Origin of the sequence: Streptococcus suis (assembly GCF_002960625.1) — a bacterium.
In the GTDB taxonomy this organism is placed as follows: domain Bacteria; phylum Bacillota; class Bacilli; order Lactobacillales; family Streptococcaceae; genus Streptococcus; species Streptococcus suis_T.
On record NZ_POJH01000039.1, the window covers coordinates 1 to 25411 of the forward strand.

The following is a 25411-nucleotide window of genomic DNA, read 5'->3' on the forward strand; positions in this document are numbered from 1 at the left end:
ATTACCTCATAACGCATAACAAACTTTACGATTACACTTTAACCCAAAATCAGTAAGATTGTTTATGCAATATTATTGTAACACCTTATCAAAAATTTTCAACATAAGGTGTTAATTTCGTGTACTCTTTTTTACACGAAACTTTAGTCCAAAAGAAAACAATTTCCTTATTTTGACTATTGAACTCAACATATTTTTCATCAAATACCTTGATAGGCTTGACAAATGGTAGAAAAAGAGTTCGTCAACAAGTCCTTATTTCCAGTTGTTGAGCTGAAACAGTCTATTCCCAGACTGTTTCACTCCCACCCCCGCACAGCTCAAACTGTCTGGGAGACAGTTTGAGGTTGGAGATGAAGCGAACTCTGTTCGCATCAGTCGTATAGGTTAGATTTGGAGTGTAAAACACGAACAAATCTGCCAATCAACCACTGCGCTGAGATGTTGACACGAACCATGAGAAGCGAGGTTGGGCTTTTTGCCCAATCTCTTTTTTCTACAAATTTTTTGTCAGGGCTTACAATTTAGGTTATACTGGAACTAGAACATACAGGAGGTCTTTTATGAAGACATATCAACTAGCAAATGGTGTGACCGTTCCAAAAATTGGTTTTGGGACTTGGCAAATTCCAGACGGTGAAGAGGCTCATCGTTCGGTGCTTTATGCCTTGGAAGCGGGCTACCGCCATATTGACACTGCTCAGATTTATGGCAATGAAGCCAGTGTCGGTCAGGCCATTGCGGACAGTAGTGTAGCACGGAAAGATATTTTCCTAACGACAAAGGTCTGGAATGACAAGGTCGGCTATGAGGACACCTTGGCGTCTGTTGAGGTGTCCATGAAGAAATTGCAGGTGGACTATCTGGACTTGCTTCTAATCCACTGGCCCAATCCACAGGCTATTCGTGACGGCATTGGCTGGAAGGAGCGCAATGCTCAGGTCTGGAAAGCCTTGGAAGAGCTCTACCGTTCAGGTAAGGCCAAAGCCATCGGTGTTTCGAACTTTATGGAACATCACCTGGAAGGCTTGTTGGAAACTGCTGACATTATCCCAATGGTCAACCAGATTATGTTGGCACCCGGTACTCCCCAGTCAGAATTAGTTGCCTACTGCAAAGCCAAAGGCATTCTCTTGGAGGCCTATAGCCCATTTGGTACAGGAACCCTTTTCCAAAGTCAAGAGGCAGCCGAACTAGCTAAAGAAGCAGGTTGCAGCGTGGCTCAACTAGCACTGGCTTGGTCCCTAGATAAAGGTTTCCTGCCATTGCCAAAATCAACTAGCCCAGAAAATATCCAGGCTAATTTGGACATAGAGGATTTGGTCATCAGTCCAGAAGCCGTGGCCCAGTTGGACAATTTATCAGGCCTAAAAGGACAGTTGGATCCAGATTTGGCAGAGTTTTAAGAAGAAAAGTGAAAGTATGTGTAGCTCACATGCTTTTTCTATTGTGGTAATTTACAACGCTTTCATGCTATAATAGTAGCTATGGAAGAAAAATATTTGAAAATTGCTCAGGAATTGGGCGTTAGTTTAAAACAGATTGATACGGTCTTGGCTTTGACAGCTGAAGGCAACACTATTCCCTTTATCGCTCGTTATCGGAAGGATGTGACGGGGAACTTGGACGAGGTGGTCATCAAGTCCATCATCGATCGGGATAAGGCCTTGACTGCCCTTGCTGACCGTAAGGCTACTGTCCTTGCCAAGATTGAAGAACAGGGCAAGTTGACAGACCAGCTTCGTCAGGCTATTGAAGAAGCTGAAAAATTAGCAGATGTGGAAGAGCTCTATCTGCCTTATAAGGAAAAACGTCGGACCAAGGCAACGGTGGCGCGTGAGGCTGGACTGTTCCCGCTGGCTCGGTTGATTTTGCAAAATGTGGCTGACTTGGAAGAACAGGCTGCTAGTTTCATCTGTGAAGGTTTTGATACACCCCAGGCTTGCTTGGCTGGGGCTGTGGATATTTTGGTGGAAGCTATCTCAGAAGACAATAAGCTTCGGGCCTGGGTCTATCATGAAGTACAAACCAATTCAAGCCTGACTTCAGAGCTAAAAGATCAAGAAGCAGATGAAAAAGAAGTCTTTCAGATTTACTATGATTTTTCTGAGAAAGTGGCGAAGATGCAGGGCTATAAGACCCTGGCCATTAACCGTGGTGAGAAATTAGGTGTTCTCAAGGTTTCCTTTGAACACAATGTGGATAAAATGGTTCGTTTCTTCGAACTACGTTTTCCACAGTCCAATAGCTACATCAAGGATGTCATCCAGCAGGCTATTAAGAAGAAAATTCTGCCTGCCATGGAGCGCCGTATTCGGACAGAATTGACGGAAGAAGCAGAAGAAGGAGCTATCCAGCTCTTCTCTAAAAACCTACGAAATCTGCTCCTTGTATCTCCCCTCAAAGGCAAGGTTGTTCTTGGTTTTGACCCTGCTTTTCGGACAGGGGCTAAGCTGGCGGTTGTAGACCAGACGGGAAAACTTTTGACGACCCAGGTCATCTATCCAGTTGAGCCGGCTGGTCAGCGTCAAATTGCCCAGGCCAAGAAAGACTTGGCAGACTTGATTGGACAATACCAAGTGGAAATCATTGCTATCGGAAATGGAACGGCCAGCCGTGAATCGGAGGCATTCGTTGCTGATTTGCTCAAGGATTTCCCAGAAGTTTCTTACGTTATTGTCAATGAAAGCGGAGCTTCTGTCTACTCAGCTTCTGAACTGGCTCGATATGAGTTCCCAGACCTCCCTGTGGAAAAACGCTCTGCCATTTCCATCGCCCGCCGCCTACAAGACCCTCTGGCTGAGCTGGTCAAAATCGATCCCAAGTCGATCGGTGTCGGCCAGTACCAGCACGATGTTAACCAGAAATCTCTGTCTGAAAGTCTGGATTTTGTAGTCGATACGGTGGTCAACCAGGTCGGGGTCAATGTCAATACGGCTAGCCCTGCCCTTTTGGCTCACGTGGCTGGTCTCAACAAGACCATTTCGGAGAATATCGTCAAGTACCGCGAGGAAAATGGTGCCTTGACCTCTCGTCAGCAGCTTAAAAAGGTGCCTCGCCTGGGTGACAAGGCCTTTGAGCAGGCAGCTGGTTTCTTGCGGATTCCAGATGCGACAAACTTTTTGGACAATACTGGCGTGCACCCCGAGTCTTACAAGGCTGTGGAAAACCTGTTAGAACTTCTAGCTATTGACCACTTAGATGAAGCTGCGCAGGAAAAATTAAAGCAGGTGGCTATCGCAGATACGGCTGAAAAAATCGGTATCGGTCAGGAAACCTTGAAGGACATCATCGCAGACTTGCTCAAGCCAGGTCGTGATTTACGGGATGACTTTGAGGCACCAGTCCTCCGTCAAGATGTCTTGGATGTCAAGGACCTGGTAGTAGGACAGGAATTGCAAGGTACAGTCCGCAATATTGTGGACTTTGGAGCCTTTGTGGATATCGGTGTCCACGAAGATGGCTTGGTCCACATTTCACGTATGGTCAAGCGCAAACGGGATAAGAATGGACGTCAGCAAGCCTTGCCACATCCAAGTGAAGTCCTCGCTGTTGGGGAAATCGTTACTGTCTGGGTAGTTGAAGTAGACATCAAACGCAACCGTATCGGTCTTAGCCTTTTTAAACCAAATGGATCTGAATAAGTATGTGCAAGAAGTCTCCCTGCAAGATTTCGGTAAGGAATTTCGGCATGTAGCAATCTGGAACAGGCGATTACGCTCAACGGGTGGTCGCTTTTTTCCAAAGGATGGTCACCTGGATTTCAATCCCAAGCACTTGGAGGAGCAAGGCTTAGAAGTCTTTCGGAAGATTGTTCGTCACGAGCTCTGCCATTACCATCTCTACTTTGAGAAGAAAGGTTATCGGCACGGAGACAGGGATTTCAAGGAACTGTTAGCTGCGGTGGACGGCCTGCGCTATGCTCCCAAACTGGAACAAACTGCCAAGCCTAGTCTGATTTATAGCTGTCAGTCCTGTGGACAAGTCTACCAGCGTAAGCGCCGCATTGACCTAAAAAAATACCGATGTGGGAAATGTCGGGGGCTCCTAAAGAACAATTTCATAGATCATAAAAGAACCAGTTCTTAGATACCTACTGAGGACTGGTTTTCTTTGTGTTTTGACTGCCTAAATCTCGGAAAGTCTTGGGATTTTTCTATCTACATGATATAATTTTATAGAAAGCCCCTTCCGCAGTTCCCAAGCGTATTCATTTTTTACCGTCCAAATCTGAGATACTTCTTTCTATTTCCTTGTTTCTCTGTCACATTTTCAATTATTTTCAGAAAAGGTGCTCCAGTCTTATGGACTAGCTTCAGTTTGCCAATATCAGCCTTCGGGCTGATGTTTTTCAGGAAGATTGTGATATACTAGAAGGGAATTGAGGTGAAATCATGGTACAGAAACAACAAGAACGATTGATTGAGCTTTATGAAAAGGGGATTTTGACCAAGGAAGAGGCACGGGCCTGTTTTTTGAAATTTGAGGAACGACCGGATGTGCTCTTTGTGGAAGAAAAACACAAGACTGGCTTTACCTTGCCCAATTTCAAGGTCTTTGCTTCTTCAAAATTGAAGCAGGCTTATAGCTTTGAAGGGATTGAATCCTTATTTTTACAGCTATCAGAAGGACGGCTAACCATGACCAAGTCTAAGTCTAATCAGGTCGGGGTTGAAATTATCTACAATCAGGATGCTCCTGAAAACCAGTTGCCTCGTATCTATGTGGAGAAACGTGGTCTGTATTTTAGTAGTAGCTTGCCTTGTCGTCTGACCATTAGTTTACCTCAGGAATGGATGTCTGTACTGGACTTGGAACTGGGGCAGGCAGATGCTCGCTTAGATTATTTACCGTTTGAGGATATTTCTATCCGCAGTGCAAGGGATAAAAAACAACAGGATATCCGCTTGACAACCTGCGGTGGCTACCCACAGCATCTATCTGTTCAATTAAACCAGGCACAAGTCACCCTCTACCCAGGAAAATCTCAAGGGATACAAGGGCAACTGCTTTCTTCATCTGGTCAGGTTCTGGTCAATCGTAAGAAGAAAAATAGCCCCTATCAGTTTGAAAAATCTGGCAGTGATTTGCTCTTTGTGAAAGGGCAGATGGGACAGGGGGCTATCTATGTGAAAGGAATAAAAGATGTCAATTGATTTGTATAAGGTAAGACAGGGTAAGATTGTATCGGGGGTACTTGCAGGTCTAGCCCACAAATTGGGCTGGGAAGCTTGGGTCACTCGTGTACTTTTTCTAGCTGCCCTGTTTTTAGGAAAAACTTCTTTGCTCACACTGGCGCTTTATATTGCAGGGGCTTACTTCCTGCCCTACAAGGAAGATAGGGATGCGGAACGCTTTGGAACTGGTCCTCGAAAGATAAAGGATGCGGAGAAGATACATAAATCTTGGTTTGAATAGAAAAAAACTTGAGCTTCGAAAGCTCAAGTTTTTTGATGTTAAAATGAGAACAGAGGTTCTTAATTGGCATGGCTAGCGATGATTTCCATCTGGCCTGTAAAGGTCCATTCAGTCACATCGGCTGGCAGGATGAAGTGGGTTCCTTTTTCAAGTGGGTAGCTGGTTTCGCCGACCTGGATGGTTCCTTGACCGTCAATAACGCTGACAAGTAGGTAGGGAACGGTTTGCTCCATCTGGATTTCTCCTTTGGTCTGCCATTTATAGACAGTGAAGAAGGGGTTAGAAACCAGGAGGGTGGTATCAAGCTTGTCTACCTTGAGTTGGGCAGGTGTGGAATTGGCTACGGGACCGATTGTCAATACGTCGATAGACTTTTCAATGTGGAGTTCACGAAGATTTCCAGCGTCATCGCGGCGGTCAAAATCATAGACCCGGTAGGTTGTATCGCTAGACTGCTGGGTTTCTAAGATCATGATACCCTTACCGATGGCGTGCATGGTCCCGCTTGGAACGAAGAAGAAGTCGCCTTTTTTAACGGGTACATGGGTCAAGAGCTTGTCCCAATCTCCAGCTTGGATTTGCTGGCGGAGTTCTTCTTTGGATTGGGCATTGTGACCGTAAATGATTTCAGCGCCTTCCTCGGCTTCCAAAATGTACCAACATTCTGTTTTTCCAAGTTCGCCTTCATGAGCTAGGCCGTAGCTATCGTCAGGATGGACTTGGACGCTGAGCCAATCTTCGGCATCGAGGATTTTGGTTAAGAGTGGAAAAACCTTATCTTTTGGGTTGCCAAATAGCTGTTTTTCATTTGTGTAGAGGTCATCTAGTCCACGACCCTCATAGCGACCGTTTGAAACGGTAGTGACACCATTTGGATGGGCAGAAATAGCCCAACATTCACCCGTTTTTTCGCTTGGGATATCGTAGTGGTAATTGGTTTTCAGGCGATTGCCACCCCAAATTTTCTCATGCATGACAGGTGTCAGGAATAATGGCTCCATAATCTCTTCTCCTTATTGTTGTTTTTCTATCAATAGTATAACAGATTACCAAAGAATTTTGTAGTAGCGTGGTAATTCCTTATCTGACTAGCAACTACTATGATGTCAGAAGAACCTATATTCTGAGGAAAAGTTCTACTTGTTTTGCCCTCCCACCCCATGCTTGTGGTATAATATACTAAAACCGAAAGAGAGGGAAGAAATGACCGTATTTGTGAAAGATTTGCTTGAAAATCTGCGGATTGAGTGTGCCTATAGTACAGAGGAATTACTCCAAAAAGAGATTACGACTTCTGATATTACACGTCCTGGTTTGGAAATGACAGGCTACTTTGATTATTATTCTCCGGAGCGTATTCAGCTTATGGGGATGAAGGAATGGTCTTATTTGATGGCCATGACAGCCCATAACCGCTACCAAGTGCTCTCGCAGATGTTCCAGCCAGAAACCCCTGTAATTATTGTGGCGCGTGGTTTGGAAATCCCAGAGGAGATGTATCGAGCAGCTAAGGAGAAGAAGATTGCTATTTGCCGGAGCAAGACTGCGACCAGCCGTCTATCAGGAGAATTGTCTTCCTATCTGGATAGCCGACTTGCACAACGGACTAGCGTTCATGGTGTCTTGATGGATATTTACGGGATGGGTGTTCTCATCCAAGGGGATTCTGGTATCGGTAAAAGTGAAACGGGTCTGGAGTTGGTCAAGCGTGGTCACCGCTTGGTTGCGGATGACCGTGTGGATGTCTATGCCAAGGATGATGTGACCCTCTGGGGTGAGCCTGCGGAAATTCTGCGCCACCTACTAGAAATCCGTGGAGCTGGAATTATCGATATCATGAGTTTGTATGGTGCCAGTGCTGTTAAGGATTCATCAGAGGTTCAATTGGCTGTCTACTTGGAAAATTATGAAACGGGCAAGGTCTTTGATCGTCTTGGGAATTCTGGAGATACTATTGAAATTGCTGGCATTTCTATTCCACAAATTCGTATTCCAGTAAAAACCGGTCGAAATATCTCAGTGGTCATTGAGGCTGCAGCCATGAACTACCGTGCCAAGCAGATGGGTTATGATGCTACGAAAATTTTTGAAGAGCGTCTAGGTAGACTCATCCAGCAGAACAAGGAAGAGGCCTAATATGGATCCGATTGCCATTCGATTAGGACCTTTAGAAATTCGCTGGTACGCCATTTCTATCTTGCTGGGTTTGGTCTTGGGTGTCTACCTGGCGACCAAGGAGGCACCACGCAAGAAGATTTTGCAGGATGATATATTAGACTTTATCTTACTGGCCTTTCCACTTTCCATCATCGGAGCAAGGATTTACTATGTCGTTTTTTCTTGGAGCGAATACAAGGATAATCTGCTCTCTGTATTTGCCATTTGGAATGGTGGCATTGCTATCTATGGTGGTTTGATTACAGGGGCAATTGTACTTTATTTCTTCACTCGCTACCGCTTTATCAATACGCTAGATTTTCTGGATGTGGTAGCTCCCTCAGTCATGATTGCTCAAGCCATTGGTCGCTGGGGGAACTTCTTTAACCAGGAGGCCTATGGTAAGGCGGTGGAGAATTTGGACTACTTACCAGCCTTTATCCGTGACCAGATGTACATTGATGGAGCTTATCGTCAGCCGACCTTCTTGTTTGAAAGTCTTTGGAACCTACTTGGTTTTGGTTTGATTTGTGTCTTGCGTAGACGGCCAAACTTGCTCAAGCAAGGTGAGATCACAGCCTTTTACCTGATTTGGTATGGTTTTGGTCGCCTCTTGATAGAAGGCCTGCGGACAGATAGCCTCATGTTCTTTGGAATTCGTGTTTCCCAATGGCTGTCTGGACTTCTTATCCTCATTGGAATTAGCATGGTTGTGGTGCGGAGAAGAAAAACTTCTATTCCATTTTATCAATCATAAAGGAGAAGGTATGATTATTGAAATTTCTGTCTTGATTATTGCCCTGTCCATTGCGGCGGTTGCAATCTATGTTATCTTGTTATTGAAGAAGTTGGGGACGGTGACGGATGAGGCTCAACAGACCCTCAAGGTCTTGACCAGCGATGTTAATGTGACCCTCTATCAAACCAATGAACTCTTGGCCAAGACCAATGTTTTGGTGGAAGATGTCAATGGGAAGGTTTCCACCTTGGATCCACTTTTTGTTGCGGTGGCAGATTTGTCCACTTCTGTGTCTGACTTGAATGCTTCGGCGCGTGATTTGACGGTCAAGGCCAAGTCGGCAGGTGCCAATACGGTTAAAGCTGGCGGAGCCCTCTCTGCCTTGTCAACTATCTCATCTCTCTTAGGTAAGAAAGGAGAAAAAAATGGTAAAAAAATCTAGTGTTTTGACCAGTATCTTATTGGGAGTGGCTGGTGGTGCAGCTGCGGCAGCCTTTCTGGCAAGTAAAACCGGTCAAGCGGTCAAAGAAAAAGTAGTCAACTTTGCCAATGACTACAAGGAAAATCATGAGGAAATCAATGCTGATTTGGTCAACAAGGCCCAGGATTTGGGTAAACAAGCTACAGACCGCTTTGCAGAAGTCAAAACCCAGTTGGAAACTGGTGAATTGACTGTTGAAGATTTGGTCAAGTCAGGTAAGGAAAAATCTGTCGAAACCTTTGAGCAAATCAAGGAAAAAATTGCAGAACAAAATCTGACTACTGCGGATATTTTGGAAGCTATTAAGGCTAAAACAGTCAAGGCTCCAACGGTAGATGTGACGGAAGAAGAAGTCGAGGACGCTGTCATTGTATCAGAGGATATTGAAATTTCCATTGATGATGTTGTGACGGAACCAGTTTCAGAAGAAAGAAATGAAGGTTAATCAGAAGAAACTAGCTTAGAAAATTCTAGGCTGGTTTTTTTCTATGTTTTAAGATATCATCCTGCATTCTATTTTCAGTAGATAGCCTGATTATGAATATTTTGAAATTAGTTTCTATATGGTAAACGTTTACATAAAACACTTGTCACTATCAATAGGTAAGCGTAGTAAAGGAAAACTAAAATACTATATATTTTTCAAGTGTCGGCACTGGAACAATCCCTCATCACTAAGCCTGATAATGTGGTACAATATAGACAGTAAAAAAATGAAGTTGGAATAATAATGAAATTACCACGTTTCGGCGTTGAGGAATGGCTGAATGTCCATGAAACCAGCGCTACCTATGACATTGCAGGAGTGTCCATTTCTGCCTTAACCTTAGATGAATTGTTCGCCTTGTCGGGTACCAATCCTGAGGATTTTTATAAAAAATTGCAGGGCACCAAGCTCAACTATGGCTGGATAGAAGGTTCGCCAGCATTTAAAGAAGCTGTCAGTCAGCTCTACGAACAGGTCAGTCCTGAACAAATTCTCCAGACCAATGGGGCAACAGGGGCCAACTTGTTGGTTCTTTATGGCTTGATTGAGCCAGGGGACCATGTCATTTCCCTTTATCCGACCTACCAACAACTCTACGATATTCCAAAGTCCTTGGGAGCGGAAGTGGATTTGTGGCAGATTGAGGAGGAAAATGGCTGGTTGCCAGACTTGGAAAAACTGCGTCAGCTCATTCGTCCTAACACTAAGATGATTTGCATCAACAATGCCAATAATCCAACTGGTGCTGTCATGGATAGGACCTATTTGGAAGAATTGGCGGAAATTGCTGGTGAAGTTGGGGCTTACATTCTATCGGATGAAGTCTATCGTTCCTTTTCTGAGCTGGATGTGCCATCCATTATAGAAGTCTATGACAAGGGGATTGCTGTCAATAGCTTATCCAAGACCTACTCCTTGCCTGGTATTCGTGTGGGTTGGGTGGCTGCCAATCATCAAGTGACAGATATTCTGAGAGATTATCGGGATTACACTATGATTTGTGCAGGTGTTTTTGATGATCTGGTGGCTCAATTAGCTCTGGCTTCTCGTCTAGAGATTTTGAAGAGAAATCGGCGTATTTTAGAAGAAAATCTAGCAATTTTGGACCAATGGATTGAGAATGAACCCCTTGTTTCCTATATCCGTCCAGCGGTTGTTTCCACTAGCTTTGTCAAGATTGCAGTGGATATGCCCATGGAAGATTTTTGCTTGCAGCTTCTGCAGGAACACGGTGTTCTTTTAGTGCCTGGCAATCGGTTTGATCGTGATGGCTATGTCCGTCTAGGTTTTGCCTGTGAACAAGAAACTCTAATCAAAGGATTAGAAAAACTATCCCAATTTTTAAGAAGGTTCGATAAAGAAAACTAGCTCAGGTGGTTGAGCTAGTTTTCTTTATTTTCAGTTGTATTTCTTTGGAAAAGTTTCCGCCAGTCTGGCAGAGAAATGTCTGGACTTGGAATGGAAGTGCTAATATTGTCCCTCCATATTTGGTAGCGTGTATCGAAGAGTAGTCGAATAAGTTTGTCCATCATTTCAGCTTCTTGAGGAGAAAATTCTTTCCGTAATCGGTCCATTTCCTGTAATTTTTGTAGGGGATTGACAGTTATGTCGCTGAAACGCTCAATACCTGCCTGAATGAAAATGCCAAAAAAGAGGTCAAAGAATGCTTTTAACTCTTCATCCGTCAGGCTGGCAGTCCAGGCTTTTAGGGTTTGATCGGTTTGGAGGCTGTCATTGGTCAGGGTGGGGGCTGACTTGAAATCATTTCCTTCAATTTCCCACGAAAAGCTGATGTGTTGGAGCAGTCCGACCGTGTTGCTCTGAACAATTTGGGCATGTTCTGGTGTTTCCAACATCATTCCTACAATAGAATTTTGAGGAATGATAGGGTGGATACGGTCTTGGATGTTTTTGTAGCCAGGGGCATCTAAATGATTTTTATGGAGCCCGGGTGCGTCAAAGGAGTAAATAGCAAGGATGCGTTCTTGCAACTCAGGGACTTGCTGGCTGGCAGCATAAAGGGCTAAATTTCCCCCTTTGGAATGCCCAGCGATATAGAAATTTCCATTTTGACTAGCCATCAGCTTTTCTAGATAGCCACTTGCAGAACGCTGGGCAGGAATTTCATCCATATAGGTCATATGGAAGTCTTCCTTCCAACCGATGATGGTGTCATCAGTCCCACGAAAAGCTGTCAAGATGGTCCGTCTATCCAGGCGATAGCTGATAGCGGAGAATTGTTGTTCTTGGTCCAACTGATAGTCGTCAACGAAGCCAAATGCTTTGATAGACTTGAAGCGTATGGATTTGGCTAGAAGGGCAAATAAGGCTAGGCGGTCTTTGGTCACCATAGAAAAAGGTGGGAAATCATTCTGATAGGTGGCCTCAAACTGCTCGGTCAGATGGTCTAGGCGAATGCCAGTTTCTGTAAAGGAAGTGGGAACCAGTCTGTCAAAAGGTAGGTAGGAAAGCTCGGTCAGAGCCAAAATGTCCAGTTTGTTGAGGGGCTGGTCGTAAAAGCTGTCGTATTGTGTATCTTCAATGTAGTTGAGTAAATTCGGCATGGCAATCCTTTCTTTTTTCTAGTATAGCGAAATATGTGTGGAATGACAAATCTGGGTTGGATTTGTAGAAAATCCCCTTTTTTACTGAAATTTAGGCTATAATAAATAGTATATAGTAAGAGAGGGAAATGTTATGCAGAGAATTCTTCTGGTTGAGGATGACCGAATTATTAGTCAATTAGTTGCCAAGAACCTTACAAACTGGGGTTATCAGGTTCAAGAGGTCCAAGATTTTCAGACGGTGTTGGAACAAATAAGCGATTTTCAGCCCCATTTGATTTTGCTGGATATTGGTCTGCCGTTTTTCAATGGCTATTACTGGTGTCAGGAAATTCGCAAGACATCCCGTGTGCCCATTATGTTTCTGTCTTCCCATGACCAGCCAATGGATATTGTTATGGCGATCAATATGGGGGCGGATGACTATGTGACCAAGCCCTTTGAAATGACGGTGCTTTTGGCTAAAATACAGGGGCTTCTCAGAAGAACCTATGACTTTGTCGGAGAACAAAGTGTACTCTGGTTTGAGGAGATTTCCCTAGACCTAAAGACCATGCAGGTGTCCTATAAACAGGATGTAGAGGAATTGACCCGAAATGAATTTCAGATTTTACGTGTTTTATTTGAACATGGCAAGGAAGTGGTCAGCCGTGAGGAGCTGATGAGAGAACTCTGGAACAGTGATATTTTTGTGGATGACAATACCCTGTCGGTAAACATTGCTCGCCTGCGTAAAAAGTTGGCAGAACTGGGTTTGCCAGATGTGATTGCGACCAAGAAAGGAGTAGGCTACGGCCTGGTGTGGACACATGAATAAGGATGATTTTGGCTCATTAGTACCAGGATTTTTGATTTCATGGCTTGGTCATCGCTTGATTTTTTTGATAGCCTACGCCGTTTTTGCTGTGGCTATTCTGGCTTATAGTAGCCTCTTTGACATCCAAAGAAACGTGATATTCTATGCCATCCTCCTCCTCAGTATTTGTTGGATTCTCGCCCTCCTCTGGGATTGTGTCAGGGAATTTTCCCGCTTTGGAAAAATCTGGCGTGGTCAGAAAGTGACTACTGGGACAGCCAGTGAGCGTTTGTTGCAGGAAAAAGTGGAGCGACTAGAAGTCCAGAACAAGCTCTTGATTGAAAAACAGCGTCAGGAACAGACAGAATTAGATGACTACTACACCCTCTGGGCCCACCAGATGAAAACACCTATTGCAGCCAGTCAACTTTTGGTCAAGGAAGTAGATAGTAGTCCAGTTCGTCATCAATTAGAATCGGAATTGTTCAAGATAGAACAATACACAGGATTGGTCTTGAACTATCTCCGTTTACAGTCCTTTCATGATGATTTGGTTATCGAATCCGTCAATCTGGAAGAGTTGGTCAGAAGTCTGGTCAAGAAATATTCCCTCTTTTTCATTCAGGCCAATACCAGCTTGGACTTGGGTCAGCTGGATAGGACAGTAAAAACCGACAAGCGTTGGCTGGGTCTCTTGATTGAACAAATTTTATCCAATGCCCTCAAGTATTGTCAGGGGGGAAGCGTTTCGATTGTTTTGGACGGGGATGAGTTGGTCATTCGCGATACGGGAATTGGGATTGCTGAGAGTGACTTGGAACGGGTCTTTGAGCGTGGTTTCTCAGGTTTCAATGGCCGCAGAACCCAGCAATCTTCGGGTCTGGGGCTCTATCTCTCACGGAAAATTGCTGCGGAGCTGGGCTATTCCCTAAAGCTAAAATCAAAAGTGGGTCAGGGGACAGAGGTGCGAATCGGTATCAAAGAGGTGGAGTTGATTTTTGACTAATCTTACAAAACTGTCACGCAAATGAAAGCTAGGGCTATGGCAGACTGTCGGAGGATGAGCTAGAATGGGGGTAGAAAAAGAAAAGGAGGTTGTAGTAATGACACTCTTAGATGTACAACACGTTCAAAAGATATACAGTTCTCGCTTTAAGGCGGGTCAGGTCGAGGCCTTGAAGGATATTCATTTTACAGTGGAAAAGGGTGAATATGTCGCTATTATGGGTGAGTCTGGTTCTGGAAAATCCACCTTGCTCAATATTTTGGCAACCCTTGATAAGCCAACGCAGGGCAAGGTTTTGCTTAACGGATTGGATACCCAGTCTATCAAGAGCAAGGAAGCGGCAGCCTTTCGTCGGGAGAAATTGGGCTTTGTCTTCCAAGATTTCAATCTCTTGGACACCCTCTCTGTTAAGGACAATGTGCTTTTGCCTCTGGTTTTATCCCGTTTTCCGATTGATGAGATGAACAAGCGACTCATTCATATGCTTAATAGCCTGGGAATTGCGACCTTGCAAGACAAGATGCCCTACGAGATTTCGGGTGGTCAGCAGCAACGGGTTGCGGTGGCGCGTGCCATCATTACCCAGCCAGAAATCCTCTTAGCGGATGAGCCGACTGGAGCCTTAGATTCCAAGTCCTCTGCAACCTTGTTGGATATCTTTGAGCAGATTAACCAGCAGGGGCAGACCATTCTGATGGTGACCCACTCGACAGCGGCAGCTAGTCGTGCCAAACGGGTCCTCTTCATCAAGGACGGTATTCTATACAATCAAATCTACCGAGGTGAGAGAACCAGTCAGGAGATGTATCAGCTGATTTCAGATACCTTGACACTGATGGCGAATCGAGGTGAGTAGTATGTTTGGACTAACCTTTCGATTGGGCTTAACCAATCTCAAAAAGAACCGCAGGCTCTATTTTCCCTATGCTCTGATGACCATCTTGTCCACAGCCATTGCCTATATTTTCACCGCACTTGCCTTCCATCCTGATTTAGGTCAGGTCAAGGGGGCCAATGGGGTAACTATGGTATTGGGCTTTGGTATGATTGTGGTCATGTTGGCGGTTGCCATCATGGTCTTCTATGCCAATAGTTTTGTCATGAAGCAGCGGTCAAAAGAGTTCGGTGTTTATAGTATCCTAGGCTTGGAGAAAAAACACCTCCTCCTGATGACTTTTCTAGAAAATCTAGTTTTTGCAGCCAGTAGTATTTTGACAGGCTTGCTCTTGGGACTGGCTCTAGATAAACTATTCTATGCGCTCTTGCTGAAAGCCATGCAGATGCCTGTTGTCCTAGCTTCAACCTTTCAGTTGAAAAGTTTGGTAACTGTAGTCATCTATCTCTTTGGGATTTTTGCCTTGGTCAGTCTCTTTAATATTGGGAAACTGGGCTTGACCGACTCACTCAAGCTGGTTCAGGGCAAGAAGCGAGGGGACAAGAAAACAGGCTTCCTCTGGCTACAAACCCTCTTAGCCCTTATCCTATTGGGGGCAGGCTACGCCATTGCCCAGTTGGTGACCAGTCCGCTGACAGCTATTCCAAGTTTCTTCGGAGCGACTCTTCTGGTTATCCTTGGGACCTACCTGCTCTTCCACGCAGGTGTTATCAGTCTCTTAAACTGGCTAAAACAGCGTCAGACCTATTACTACAAGCCTGAGAATTTTATTTCTGTATCCAACTTGATTTTCCGTATGCGGAAAAATGCTCTGGGTCTTGCGACCATTACCATCCTCTCTAGCATGTTCTTGGTGACCTTGGTTGGAGGACTCAATATTTACATCGGTGGCAAAGATTATATTGCCAATCAAAATCCAAATGATTTTTCGATTGATGTTGGAATGCAACCAGCCACTTCAAAAGCTCAAACGGAGAAGTGGGAGGAGTGGGCAGAAGCTATCTTGGAAGAGACAGATATTCCAGTTGAAAGTAAGGTAGTCTATCCTTACCAGCAAGCCTATTTTTCTGAGGTGACAAACCAGCAAATAAAATTTTTGACGGATGAAGAAGCTGCTGGTATGGATTTCTCTGACCGATTGGGGATCGGTTTTGTCCTCGATCAAGCCAGCTATGAAAAGATGACGGGAGAAAAACTCCAGTTGGCATCTGACCAAGTAGCAATTTTTAGTAAGGGAGTCCAGTATCAAGCTGGTCAAACCCTCACCTTTGATGAAAAGGAAATGGAAGTTGTCCAAGTCTTGCCCAAGAATGTGACTTTAGGACATCTACCAGATCATGGTTCCTTCCTTCTCAGCCAGTATCTGGTCATTGTTGTTCAAGACTTGGCTGTTTTTGAAAATCAAGCTGAGAATCGCTATTATATGGGCTTTGAAAGCAGTTTATCAGAAGAAGAGCAGGTAGATAGCCATGACGCCTTTTTATCAGGACGTTTTGAAAGTGAGCTTTGGGAGTCCAATATATTACAGAATGCAACGAACGCCATCAGTTTCGCCTATCGTGCCTATGCCATGCGTGGTTTCTTCAGTTTTGCAGGCTCACTTTTCTTCATCGGCCTCTTGCTATCACTCATCTTTTTGATGGCGGTGGTGCTGGTAATTTACTTCAAACAGATTTCAGAAGGCTACGAAGACAGAGATCGCTTCGTCATTATGACCAAGGTTGGTCTGGATGAGGACCAGACCAGACAGTCCATTCGCAAGCAATTGCTGACCGTCTTTTTCCTACCTATCCTACTTGCCTTTGTTCATCTAGCCTTTGCCTACAAGATGCTATCGTCTATCTTGTTGTCTATCGGCGTGGTCAATGCAGGGCTGATGTTGCAAGTAACGGTAGGCATCTGTGGTGGCTATCTCCTCCTCTACCTAGTGGTTTATGCTATCACGACACGATCTTACAAACAGATTATTTCCTAAACTTGGGGCAACCCAAGTTTTTAATTTTTTTGTATATTTTTTACTATTTTGCTTTACATACTAGCCGCCTTGTGTTAGACTATAGATACAAAACTAATAGGTAAAACAAACTAGTGATAGAAGACAAAGAAAATCACTTTTATTTTTATCAGGATAGTTGGTATTACAAACTAGGTAGGAGAATAACATGAAATTGGACAAGATGAGACAAGTAGATTGGAAACTAGCAGGTATCACGCTTGTGACGGCTCTTATAACTGGCTGGGCCTTAGATTCTATTTTGATCTTAGGCATCATGTTAGCGTCAGGCTTGCTGTTTGGATTTTTTACAGATGATGAGGAGGGCTTATGAAAGAAACCCAAATGCTCAAGGGGGTCCTAGACGGCTGCGTCTTACAAATTATCAGTCAGAAGGAGATTTATGGTTATGAGCTGGTTCAGGAATTGAGAAAACAGGGCTTTGAAAACATGGTCGGAGGGACAGTCTATCCTCTCCTTCAGAAGTTAGAGAAAAATAGCCTGATTTTTAGTCAGAACAAGCCCTCTCCAGACGGACCCGACAGGAAGTATTTTTATCTGACAGACCAGGGAAGGGCTTATCTAGAAGATTTTTGGAGCCAGTGGACGGAATTGGTCCAAAAGGTTCAGCGATTGAAGGGAGAATAAGATGAGTAAACAAATGGAATACCGCAAGCAGATTGAAGTGATTGAAAGCCAGCTGACCAAGGAAAACAAGGAATACATGGGCCGTATCAATGGCTACATGATGATTGCCTCTGTCTTTCACAGGCAGGAAGAAGCAGTGACTGCCCAGCTCTTATCCATTTACCAAGACGTACTTGAAGCCCAAAAAGACGGGCTTTCTGCGGAGGATTTTCTGGGCAAAGACAGCAAGCAAATGGCAGACGACCTCCTCAGCTACCTCCCTCCGATTGGTTTCATGGAAGTCGCAAACCTGAGTGGCCTCATGCTGATTATCTACCTCGGCAGCCAATGGCTGATGGATTTTGCAGGGACAGGCACCATTTCGCTCAACTGGCTGGGCTTGGTGTGTGACACGGCTCTCAGTTTCCTCCTGCCAGCAGGGATTTTCCTCATCATTCGCGGTCTGATTTACCAGACCAATAAAATCAAGGTTTGGGCAAGTTTTCTCTGCATCCCCCTTCTTTTTCTCGTAATTTGTGGACTTCGCCTCTGGGCAATGCCCAAGGAACCTGACCTAGTCTTGACTGGCTGGGGGCTTGCAGTGCCACTGACCATTCTCGGTTTAGCTCTGCTATTTTTCCAAAAGGAAAAGTTGGTTCGCTATGTCTTTATGCCTAGTTATCTGTTCATGATTGTTGGCGGTGTGGTAAATATGGTTATGACTGTCCCAGTTTGGCTCAATCTGATGTTGGTGATTCTTCCAGCCATGGCCTTTTGGATTGGAAGTGCGGTTTTGTTGGTGAGAAAGGAGAAGTAAGATGAACAAGCAACAGAAACATTTGAATGCTATTAGCAGCTTACAGGGGAAGTTGACCAAGGAAAACAAGGCTTATATGCGCAAGCTCCATGCTTACTTGATACTGGCATCAGCCTTCCATGAGCAGGAGGAAAGAGCGACGGAACTCTTGCTTTCTATCTATCAAGATGTCTTGGATGCCCAAGCAGATGGTCAGTCGGCAGAGGATTTTTTAGGCAAAGACAGTAAGCAGATGGCGGATGAATTCTTGTCTGACCTACCGCCCATTCGCTGGTACTATGGCTTGCGGTTAACAGGATTGATATCCTTGGTCTATATTAGTTGGTTTTTCTTAGGTTTGTTTGGAGTGACTGGTGAAATGGTCCTAGAATGGCGGGGCTTGCTGTGCGATTTGCTTCTGGCCCTTATTCTACCCAGCTCTGCATTTTTCATCCTAAAGAATCTAGTCTATGAACGGTCAATAATCAAGTCTTATCTGCTGATAGGGATGTGGGGACTTAGCTTTGTAGGGCTGATTGTCTTGCGTTTTTGGATTAGTCGTCAGTTTTATGAAGGAGTTTCCCTGCCCTTGTGGGCCAGTCTTTTGGTGATTCTAGGAATCGCAGCTGGTCTCTTCTACTATCGCAGTAAGTCAGCAATTGTAGATACCTTGATTCCAGGCTATGTGCTAACGGTGCTCAGCGGCTTTAGTCAGCTACTGGCCAGTCAGCTTGGCTACGGGCCGCAGGACTGGACAGGTTTGCTACCTCTGCTCTTTATGGTTCTTGCCTTTTTCTCAACGATTGCAGGCACATTTTTCCTATTGAAAAAAGGAGAATATAGGGTAGAAACACGATCAGACAACTCTTTAGAGTAGTCTGATTTTTTGGTATAATGAAAGGAGCATAATTAGGAGAATGTATTGTGAACGAACAACAACAACGAAAAGAATTACACCAGAAAATTTGGGCTATTGCTGACGATGTCCGAGGAGCTGTGGACGGCTGGGACTTTAAACAGTATATACTTGGCATTTTGTTTTATCGCTTCATTTCAGAAAATATTGCGGATTATTTTGATCAGGCAGAGCATGCGGCTGGGGATAAGGAATTTTCTTATGCTTTACTGACTGATGAAGAAGCAGAAGAGGATTTTAGGCAGGGGACTGTTGAAGAAAAAGGATTCTTTATTTTGCCCTCCCAACTATTTGTCAATGTTGTAGCTAAGGCAAGAACCAATGAAAATTTGAATACAGATCTTGCGGCTATTTTTGAACAAATTGAAAAATCTGCTATGGGGCACGAATCTGAAAATGATATTAAGGGCTTGTTTGATGATGTGGATACCCGTTCCAATCGTCTAGGTGGAACCGTAGCTGAAAAAAATAAACGTCTGGCAGATATTTTGTTAGGCATTTCAGAAATTGATTTTGCAAATTTCCAAGACAATGAAATTGATGCTTTTGGGGATGCCTATGAGTATCTTATCTCCAATTATGCTTCCAATGCAGGTAAAAGTGGGGGAGAATTTTTTACACCGCAAACCGTATCCAAACTTCTGGCTCATCTGGTAATGGTTGGAAAGGACAAAATTAATAAGGTCTACGATCCTACCTGTGGTTCAGGTTCCTTGCTTTTACAAATGAAAAAGCAATATGAAGAACATGTTTTGGAAGAGGGATTCTATGGTCAAGAAATCAATATGACCAACTACAACCTTGCTAGAATGAATATGTTTCTACACAATATCAACTATAACAAGTTTAATATTCAGAGAGGCGATACCTTATTAGACCCAAAACATTTGGATGAAAAACCCTTTGATGCGATTGTATCTAACCCACCGTACTCTATCAAGTGGATTGGTGATGCAGATCCGACGCTGATTAATGACGAGCGATTTTCCCCTGCTGGAAAACTGGCTCCTAAGTCTAAGGCAGATTTTGCCTTTATTATGCACAGTTTAAATCACTTATCTAACAAAGGACGAGCAGCCATTGTTTGTTTTCCAGGGATTTTTTATCGAGGAGGTGCTGAGAAAACAATCCGTCAGTATCTTGTTGATAATAACTTCGTTGAGGCTGTTATTGCCTTACCAGACAATCTCTTCTTTGGAACATCTATTGCAACCTATATATTAGTTTTGGCAAAAAATAAGGCAGAAGCTAAGACGCTTTTCATTGATGCAACAGCCTTTTTCAAGAAAGAAACTAACAATAATATTCTATCTCCGGAGAATATTGACACAATTTTAGAGTTGTTTACGAAGAAAGAAGATGTCGCATACCAGTCGATGTTAATTGATAATGCTAGTATAGTTGCAAATGATTATAACCTGTCTGTTTCGACCTATGTAGAAAAGGAAGATACGCGTGAGAAGATTGACATCATTCAGTTGAACAAAGATATCGCTGAAACTGTGAAAAATATTGACCGTCTGCGTGCTGAGATTGACAAGATTGTGGAGGAGTTGAGTCATGACCAATGATATTATCCTTTACACAACAGATGACGGCAAGGCATCAATCGAACTTCATCTGGACAATGGGACAGTCTGGTTGACCCAGTTGGAGTTAGCAGAACTTTTTCAGACTTCCAAGCAGAATATCAGCAAGCATATTAAGGCTATTTTTGAGGATGGGGAACTTGATGAAAAAGTGGTTGTCAACTATCAGTTGACAACCACTCAACACGGGGCAATGGCAGGAAAAACCCAGAGCCGAAAGACTGCTTACTACAATCTGGATATGATACTGGCTATTGGCTACCGGGTACGGTCACCTCGTGGGGTACAATTTCGGAACTACGCTTCAACAGTTTTAAAAGAGTACTTGATCAAAGGCTTTGCTATGGACGACGACCGTTTGAAAAATTTGGGCGGCGGGTCTTATTTCAAGGAACTCCTTGACCGTATTCGAGATATTCGTTCAAGCGAAAAAGTGTTTTATCGTCAGATTTTAGACTTGTTTGCGACCTCAAGTGACTATAATGCAAGAAGTAGTGAAGCCCAGCAATTTTTTGCAACGGTGCAGAATAAGTTGCATTACGCTATTCATCACCATACCGCAAGCGAACTGATTTACACTAGAGTAGATAGTGAGAAGGAATTTATGGGCTTGACGACCTTCAAGGGTGAATTGCCAACTTTGTCGGAGGCTACGGTTGCCAAAAATTATCTGACCGAGCAAGAGTTACAAGGTCTCAATCAGTTGGTATCGGGGTATTTGGACTTTGCCGAGAGGCAGGCTCAACGTCAGATTGTCATGACCATGGCAGATTGGATCCAGCACGTGGAGCGGATTCTACTGGCAACGGGTGAGGAGCTCCTGACCCATGCAGGAACTATATCCCGCGAGCAGATGACAGAAAAAGTCAGTCAAGAGTACCGAAAATATAAAGCCAAGACCCTCAGTCAAGTTGAAAAAGACTACCTAGCCCACATCAAACACCTAGAAAAAACAGCTCAAGAGGGAGAGGAAAAATGACCAAAATAGAAGAAATGATAGCTGAACTCTGCCCTAATGGCTCAAACAGTCAGGGGAGTGACTGTTTGAGGTGGGAAATATGGCAAATTCATAACTTTGCCTCCTTACAACGACAAAGTGGGCGTAGGAAAGGATGCTAGTATGAACTATATCGAAAAGATGTTACAAGATTACTGTCCAAATGGGGTTGAGTGGAAAGAGTTGGGGGAGGTTTGTGAATTTAAACGAGGGCAATCCCTGACTTCCAAAAAGGCAGTTGCTGGTGATGTACCAGTTATTTCAGGTGGGAAAAAGCCAGCTTTTATGCATAACACACCAAATCGAGAAGGTGAGACTATCGTTGTAGCTGGTTCGGGAGCCTATGCTGGTTTTGTAAGTTACTGGGATAAACCTATATTTGTTTCAGATGCATTTTCTGTTGATATTAAAAATCTCCATGAAGTAAGTGTAAGGTATGTATTTCATTTTTTACTTAATAATCAACAAAAAATTTATGCAACAAAATCAGGAGCAGGGATTCCACATGTCTATGGCAAAAATATTGCCAAGTTTCTAATCCCAATCCCTCCCCTAAAAATTCAGGAAGAAATAGTGCAAATACTTGACAAATTCACGGAATATGTTACAGAATTGACCGCAGAATTGACCGCAGAATTGACCGCAGAATTGACCGACCGCCAGAAGCAATACTCTTTTTATCGTGATAAACTCCTCTCTTTTGAAGATGAGGTTTATCAGGTTGAATGGAAGACTTTAGGGGAAACGGCGGAAGATTTTGGAAGAGGAAAATCAAAGCACAGACCACGTAATGATAGTAGACTTTATGGCGGTACAATTCCGTTTATTCAAACTGGAGATATTAGAAATTCGAAAGGTCATATCACTACATATTCACAAACTTATAGTGATTTTGGTTTAAAACAGAGCAAATTGTGGCCAAAAGGGACATTATGTATAACAATCGCAGCGAATATAGCTGAGATGGGAATCTTGGAATTTGATGCATGTTTTCCAGATAGTGTGGTCGGTTTTGTTGGCAATAAAGAAATAATAATAACTCGCTATGTTGCTTATTATCTTGCGTCAATTAAGGAAGCTCTTGCATCAAAAAGTACAGGTAGTGCTCAAGAAAATTTAAATTTATCTTCATTTTCGAATTTGAAAATCCCTGTTCCTTCCCTCGAAATCCAATCTCGCATCGTCCAAGTTCTTGATAACTTCGATGCAGTTTGTAACGACCTTAATATCGGACTACCCAAGGAGATTGAGCTACGTCAAAAACAGTATGAATATTTTAGAGAAAAACTATTGACATTCACCGCCGAAGGCGTGTATCCTGGACAGTGGACAGTGAGCGGGGACCGTCCGACCTAATTCGCCTCTTGCAGTGGGTCTTTGGAACCATACGGGTAGAGTTGGGGGCTATTTGTACCTTTATTCGCGGAAATGGCCTTCAGAAGAAAGACTTTACAGAAGAGGGCTACCCCGTTATTCATTACGGTCAGATTTACACTCGCTATGGCTTTTCGACGGAGAAGACAATCTCTTTCACTGACCAAAGCGTCTTTGCTAAATTAAAGAAAGCTCAGCCAGGTGACATTGTCATGGCAACGACTTCTGAGAATGTCGAAGATGTTGGAAAGGCGGTCGTTTGGGAAGGGAATGAAGAAGTAGGGATTTCAGGAGATGCTTATCTAGCGAAAACTACTCAACACTCAAGATTTTTGAATTATTTCTTTAAGTCTATTCACTTTCAAGAACAAAAAGAGAAAAAAGTCACAGGAACAAAAGTTATTCGTATCAATGCTCAAGATATGGAGAAGTTCATTATCGCCCTACCTTCACTTGAGAATCAATCCCGCATCGTTGCCATTCTTGACAAGTTCGATGAGTTAACAAATTCGATTTCTCAAGGTTTGCCAAAGGAAATTGAATTGCGTCAGAAGCAATATGAGTATTTTAGAGATACCTTGTTCAATTTTCCCAACAAATACGAATAAATAGGATGAGAAACAAAGAATTGTGGTTCAACTGCAATTCTTTTTGATTTGAGAGGATATTGATTTACATATAGCAAATAATGATGTAAAATAAAATTACCAAAAAGGTAATTTTGGTAGAGATTGTGAAAGGAGAATGAATGCAAATCCAATATAATAATAAAACAGTTGAAAAACAGTGTACAAATTTGAGGATAGCAAAGAGAGAATTTTCAGATAAGGTTGCCAAGAAGTTGCACAAATTGGTCAATTTTATTGAGAGTGCTGACAATCTCGCTTCCGTAATCGCATTTCCGACGTATCATTTTCATGATTTAAAAGGAGAAAGAGAGGGAGAATATGCTTTGGATATTGACGGACGTAGAGGTTCTTACAGACTAATCGTCTGCTTTGATGAGGAGAAAGATTCCGTATTTTCCAATGCCCAGAGTATTAGAATAATTCAAATTGAGGAGGTAAGTAATCATTATGGTTCATAACATTCAAAACTATAAAGATTTAATCGCTTTCCATCCAGGTTCTTATGTTGAAGAGATAATAGAAGACTTAAATATGTCCCAAGAAGAGTTTGCGATTCGTTTAGGGACAACCCCAAAAACAATCAGTAAATTGGTAAATGGTGAAATTTCAGTCAGTAAGGATCTTGCTAATAAACTATTTAAATTAACAGGGGTATCAATTCTTACTTGGTTAAATCTTCAAGCGAGCTATGATGCAAAGGTTCTTGAAATAGAGGAACTTCAAAATCAAGATGAAAAAGAGATTTTGAAGTTGATTGATTTTGATTATTTCAAAAGACACGGCTTTGTTCCACCGGGCAGGTATAGCTTGCTACAAAAAGTGGCTGAGTTGAGAAAGCTTTTTCAAATTTCAAATCTTACATATCTGAGTCAGTTCAATCAGCTTGTTAGTTATCGAAATACAAAAGGTTTTGATGAGCGTTCGGTGGTAAATTCAAATGTTATGCTTGAGTTGGCTATAAAATTATCCAAAGATGCAACTGATACAAAGTTTAACAAGAAAAAATTAGAAAAATTACTGCCAGAACTACGAGAGATGACCTTGAAAGATGGTGGAGAATTTTACCCGATGTTACATTCAAGATTACTGGAATGTGGTATTTGTTTGGTCGGACTTCCAAAATTAAAAAATGCCAATCTGAATGGTGCGACCAAGCGATTTAAAAATGGTAGTGTATTATTGTTGTTAACGGATAAAAATAAGCGTTCAGATATTTTTTGGTTCTCATTTTTTCATGAATTAGGTCATATTTTACATAATGATTTTTACTCGGATTATGATGATAGGGATGCTTATGAAGAAAAAGAGCAAAAAGCGGATCAATTTGCTCAAGAATTTCTTATTCCTACGAACGAATATGAACAGTTTGTAACAGAAAAATCTTTTGATAAATCATCCATCATTCGTTTTGCTCATGAAATCGGTATCCATCCAAGTATTGTTTTGGGAAGACTCCAAAAAGAAGGATTTGTAGAATACAGTCAGTATCAGGAGCTAAAAATTAGTTACAACATAATAATCAATGGAAATTTGATGTAAATAGAAATTGGTTAGTGCGAGGCTGGGCAAAAACTAGCCAGTAAATAAAAAACACAGACAGATTGAGCTGCTTCTGATGAAATCCAGCCGTACTGTCTGTGTTTTTCTTTTTATCTCTATTATCTTGGACTAATTTCTTAGCCAATTTCGTTAGATTCATACTCATTAGGAGGAATCCTATCTCAGTTTCAACCACTTTTTGACCTCTGACATGCACTCTGCGCACGCCAAAAACACCCTTCATCCTACCAAATACAGGTTCGACATCCACCTTGCGTTTGGCATAAATGCGGGTTCCCTCTTTACTTGTCAATTCCTCTTTGACTAAGTTCTTGAAATAGTTCCACGTAGGATTATACTGAATTTGTTTGAGGTTTCCTTTCTCTGTCCGTGCTAACTGGTCTAACT

Annotated in this window: 26 protein-coding genes and 1 pseudogene; 24 read left to right on the forward strand and 3 right to left on the reverse strand. The window is 42.9% G+C overall.

Features of this window, described 5'->3' with window-relative positions; translation table 11 throughout:
• Positions 1-563: 563 nt before the first annotated feature.
• The 5 genes from C1G49_RS08815 (at position 564) to C1G49_RS08835 (ending at position 5418) form a co-directional block, all read left to right on the forward strand.
• Positions 564-1406: an aldo/keto reductase gene (locus C1G49_RS08815; RefSeq protein WP_105125397.1), complete on the forward strand. Its 843-nt coding sequence runs from the start codon at positions 564-566 to the stop codon at positions 1404-1406.
• An 81-nt stretch (positions 1407-1487) separates the two neighbouring features.
• On the forward strand, positions 1488-3644 hold the full coding sequence (locus C1G49_RS08820) for a Tex family protein (RefSeq protein ID WP_105125398.1): 2157 nt from the start codon (positions 1488-1490) through the stop codon (positions 3642-3644).
• On the forward strand, positions 3631-4089 hold the full coding sequence (locus C1G49_RS08825) for a SprT family protein (RefSeq protein WP_105125399.1): 459 nt from the start codon (positions 3631-3633) through the stop codon (positions 4087-4089). Before C1G49_RS08820 ends, C1G49_RS08825 begins: the two co-directional genes overlap by 14 nt.
• A 305-nt stretch (positions 4090-4394) precedes the next feature.
• Positions 4395-5156 carry a hypothetical protein gene (locus C1G49_RS08830; protein WP_105125400.1) on the forward strand — a complete coding sequence of 254 codons (762 nt, stop codon included), beginning with the start codon at positions 4395-4397 and terminating at the stop codon, positions 5154-5156.
• Entirely contained in the window at positions 5146-5418 is a 273-nt protein-coding gene (locus C1G49_RS08835; protein ID WP_105125401.1) for a PspC domain-containing protein, read from the forward strand. Before C1G49_RS08830 ends, C1G49_RS08835 begins: the two co-directional genes overlap by 11 nt.
• A 59-nt stretch (positions 5419-5477) precedes the next feature.
• Here the strand turns inward: C1G49_RS08835 and manA are convergent, their stop codons facing one another.
• The gene (gene manA / locus C1G49_RS08840; protein ID WP_161942109.1) at positions 5478-6422 is read right to left on the reverse strand and encodes a mannose-6-phosphate isomerase, class I; all 945 of its coding nucleotides are present in this window, start codon (positions 6420-6422) and stop codon (positions 5478-5480) included.
• Between the two features lie 199 nt (positions 6423-6621).
• On the opposite strand from manA, the gene hprK reads away from it, so the two are divergent.
• The 5 genes from hprK to C1G49_RS08865 all read left to right on the forward strand — a co-directional run bounded on the left by hprK (position 6622) and on the right by C1G49_RS08865 (position 10650).
• Positions 6622-7554 carry an HPr(Ser) kinase/phosphatase gene (hprK, locus tag C1G49_RS08845; protein ID WP_105125403.1) on the forward strand — a complete coding sequence of 311 codons (933 nt, stop codon included), beginning with the start codon at positions 6622-6624 and terminating at the stop codon, positions 7552-7554.
• A gap of 1 nt (position 7555) precedes the next feature.
• Positions 7556-8332, forward strand: a complete 777-nt coding sequence (gene lgt, locus C1G49_RS08850; RefSeq protein ID WP_105125404.1) for a prolipoprotein diacylglyceryl transferase — start codon at positions 7556-7558, stop codon at positions 8330-8332.
• A 13-nt stretch (positions 8333-8345) separates the two neighbouring features.
• On the forward strand, positions 8346-8756 hold the full coding sequence (locus C1G49_RS08855) for a DUF948 domain-containing protein (protein WP_172081509.1): 411 nt from the start codon (positions 8346-8348) through the stop codon (positions 8754-8756).
• A complete protein-coding gene (locus tag C1G49_RS08860; RefSeq protein ID WP_105125406.1) occupies positions 8740-9240 on the forward strand; it encodes a YtxH domain-containing protein in 501 nt (166 codons plus the stop codon). Before C1G49_RS08855 ends, C1G49_RS08860 begins: the two co-directional genes overlap by 17 nt.
• 285 nt (positions 9241-9525) lie before the next feature.
• Positions 9526-10650 carry an aminotransferase gene (locus C1G49_RS08865; RefSeq protein ID WP_105125407.1) on the forward strand — a complete coding sequence of 375 codons (1125 nt, stop codon included), beginning with the start codon at positions 9526-9528 and terminating at the stop codon, positions 10648-10650.
• Between the two features lie 14 nt (positions 10651-10664).
• Here C1G49_RS08865 and C1G49_RS08870 read toward each other — a convergent pair whose 3' ends face one another.
• Positions 10665-11846, reverse strand: coding sequence for a DUF2974 domain-containing protein (locus tag C1G49_RS08870; RefSeq protein WP_105125408.1), 1182 nt, complete (start codon positions 11844-11846; stop codon positions 10665-10667).
• Positions 11847-11979: 133 nt separating this feature from the next.
• On the opposite strand from C1G49_RS08870, the gene C1G49_RS08875 reads away from it, so the two are divergent.
• From C1G49_RS08875 to C1G49_RS08940, 14 genes are all read left to right on the forward strand, one after another.
• Positions 11980-12663 (forward strand): response regulator transcription factor, encoded by a 684-nt coding sequence (locus C1G49_RS08875; protein ID WP_105125409.1) that lies wholly within the window; start codon positions 11980-11982, stop codon positions 12661-12663.
• Complete coding sequence (locus tag C1G49_RS08880) at positions 12656-13648, forward strand: sensor histidine kinase (protein WP_105125410.1); 993 nt, start codon at positions 12656-12658, stop codon at positions 13646-13648. Before C1G49_RS08875 ends, C1G49_RS08880 begins: the two co-directional genes overlap by 8 nt.
• A gap of 97 nt (positions 13649-13745) precedes the next feature.
• The gene (locus C1G49_RS08885) at positions 13746-14504 is read left to right on the forward strand and encodes an ABC transporter ATP-binding protein (protein ID WP_105125420.1); all 759 of its coding nucleotides are present in this window, start codon (positions 13746-13748) and stop codon (positions 14502-14504) included.
• Position 14505: 1 nt separating this feature from the next.
• The gene (locus C1G49_RS08890) at positions 14506-16518 is read left to right on the forward strand and encodes an ABC transporter permease (RefSeq protein WP_105125411.1); all 2013 of its coding nucleotides are present in this window, start codon (positions 14506-14508) and stop codon (positions 16516-16518) included.
• A 187-nt stretch (positions 16519-16705) separates the two neighbouring features.
• Positions 16706-16870, forward strand: coding sequence for a hypothetical protein (locus tag C1G49_RS11195; protein WP_105125412.1), 165 nt, complete (start codon positions 16706-16708; stop codon positions 16868-16870).
• Positions 16867-17184 (forward strand): PadR family transcriptional regulator, encoded by a 318-nt coding sequence (locus tag C1G49_RS08900; protein ID WP_105125413.1) that lies wholly within the window; start codon positions 16867-16869, stop codon positions 17182-17184. Before C1G49_RS11195 ends, C1G49_RS08900 begins: the two co-directional genes overlap by 4 nt.
• A gap of 1 nt (position 17185) precedes the next feature.
• Positions 17186-17980, forward strand: coding sequence for a hypothetical protein (locus C1G49_RS08905; protein WP_105125414.1), 795 nt, complete (start codon positions 17186-17188; stop codon positions 17978-17980).
• A gap of 1 nt (position 17981) precedes the next feature.
• Positions 17982-18836, forward strand: coding sequence for a hypothetical protein (locus C1G49_RS08910; RefSeq protein ID WP_238595867.1), 855 nt, complete (start codon positions 17982-17984; stop codon positions 18834-18836).
• 47 nt (positions 18837-18883) lie between these two features.
• Positions 18884-20446 (forward strand): type I restriction-modification system subunit M, encoded by a 1563-nt coding sequence (locus C1G49_RS08915; protein ID WP_202971642.1) that lies wholly within the window; start codon positions 18884-18886, stop codon positions 20444-20446.
• Positions 20436-21443, forward strand: coding sequence for a virulence RhuM family protein (locus tag C1G49_RS08920; RefSeq protein ID WP_105125416.1), 1008 nt, complete (start codon positions 20436-20438; stop codon positions 21441-21443). Before C1G49_RS08915 ends, C1G49_RS08920 begins: the two co-directional genes overlap by 11 nt.
• Before the next feature lie 141 nt (positions 21444-21584).
• Complete coding sequence (locus C1G49_RS08925) at positions 21585-22817, forward strand: restriction endonuclease subunit S (protein WP_105125417.1); 1233 nt, start codon at positions 21585-21587, stop codon at positions 22815-22817.
• 62 nt (positions 22818-22879) lie between these two features.
• Positions 22880-23443 (forward strand): restriction endonuclease subunit S, encoded by a 564-nt coding sequence (locus tag C1G49_RS08930; RefSeq protein WP_193433997.1) that lies wholly within the window; start codon positions 22880-22882, stop codon positions 23441-23443.
• A 140-nt stretch (positions 23444-23583) separates the two neighbouring features.
• Entirely contained in the window at positions 23584-23922 is a 339-nt protein-coding gene (locus C1G49_RS08935; RefSeq protein ID WP_044673655.1) for a type II toxin-antitoxin system RelE/ParE family toxin, read from the forward strand.
• Positions 23912-25003 carry a HigA family addiction module antitoxin gene (locus tag C1G49_RS08940; RefSeq protein ID WP_105125419.1) on the forward strand — a complete coding sequence of 364 codons (1092 nt, stop codon included), beginning with the start codon at positions 23912-23914 and terminating at the stop codon, positions 25001-25003. The genes C1G49_RS08935 and C1G49_RS08940 overlap by 11 nt, the downstream gene beginning before the upstream one ends.
• Before the next feature lie 129 nt (positions 25004-25132).
• On the opposite strand, the pseudogene C1G49_RS08945 reads toward C1G49_RS08940, so the two are convergent.
• A pseudogene (locus tag C1G49_RS08945) lies at positions 25133-25411 on the reverse strand (transposase); the annotation flags it as partial.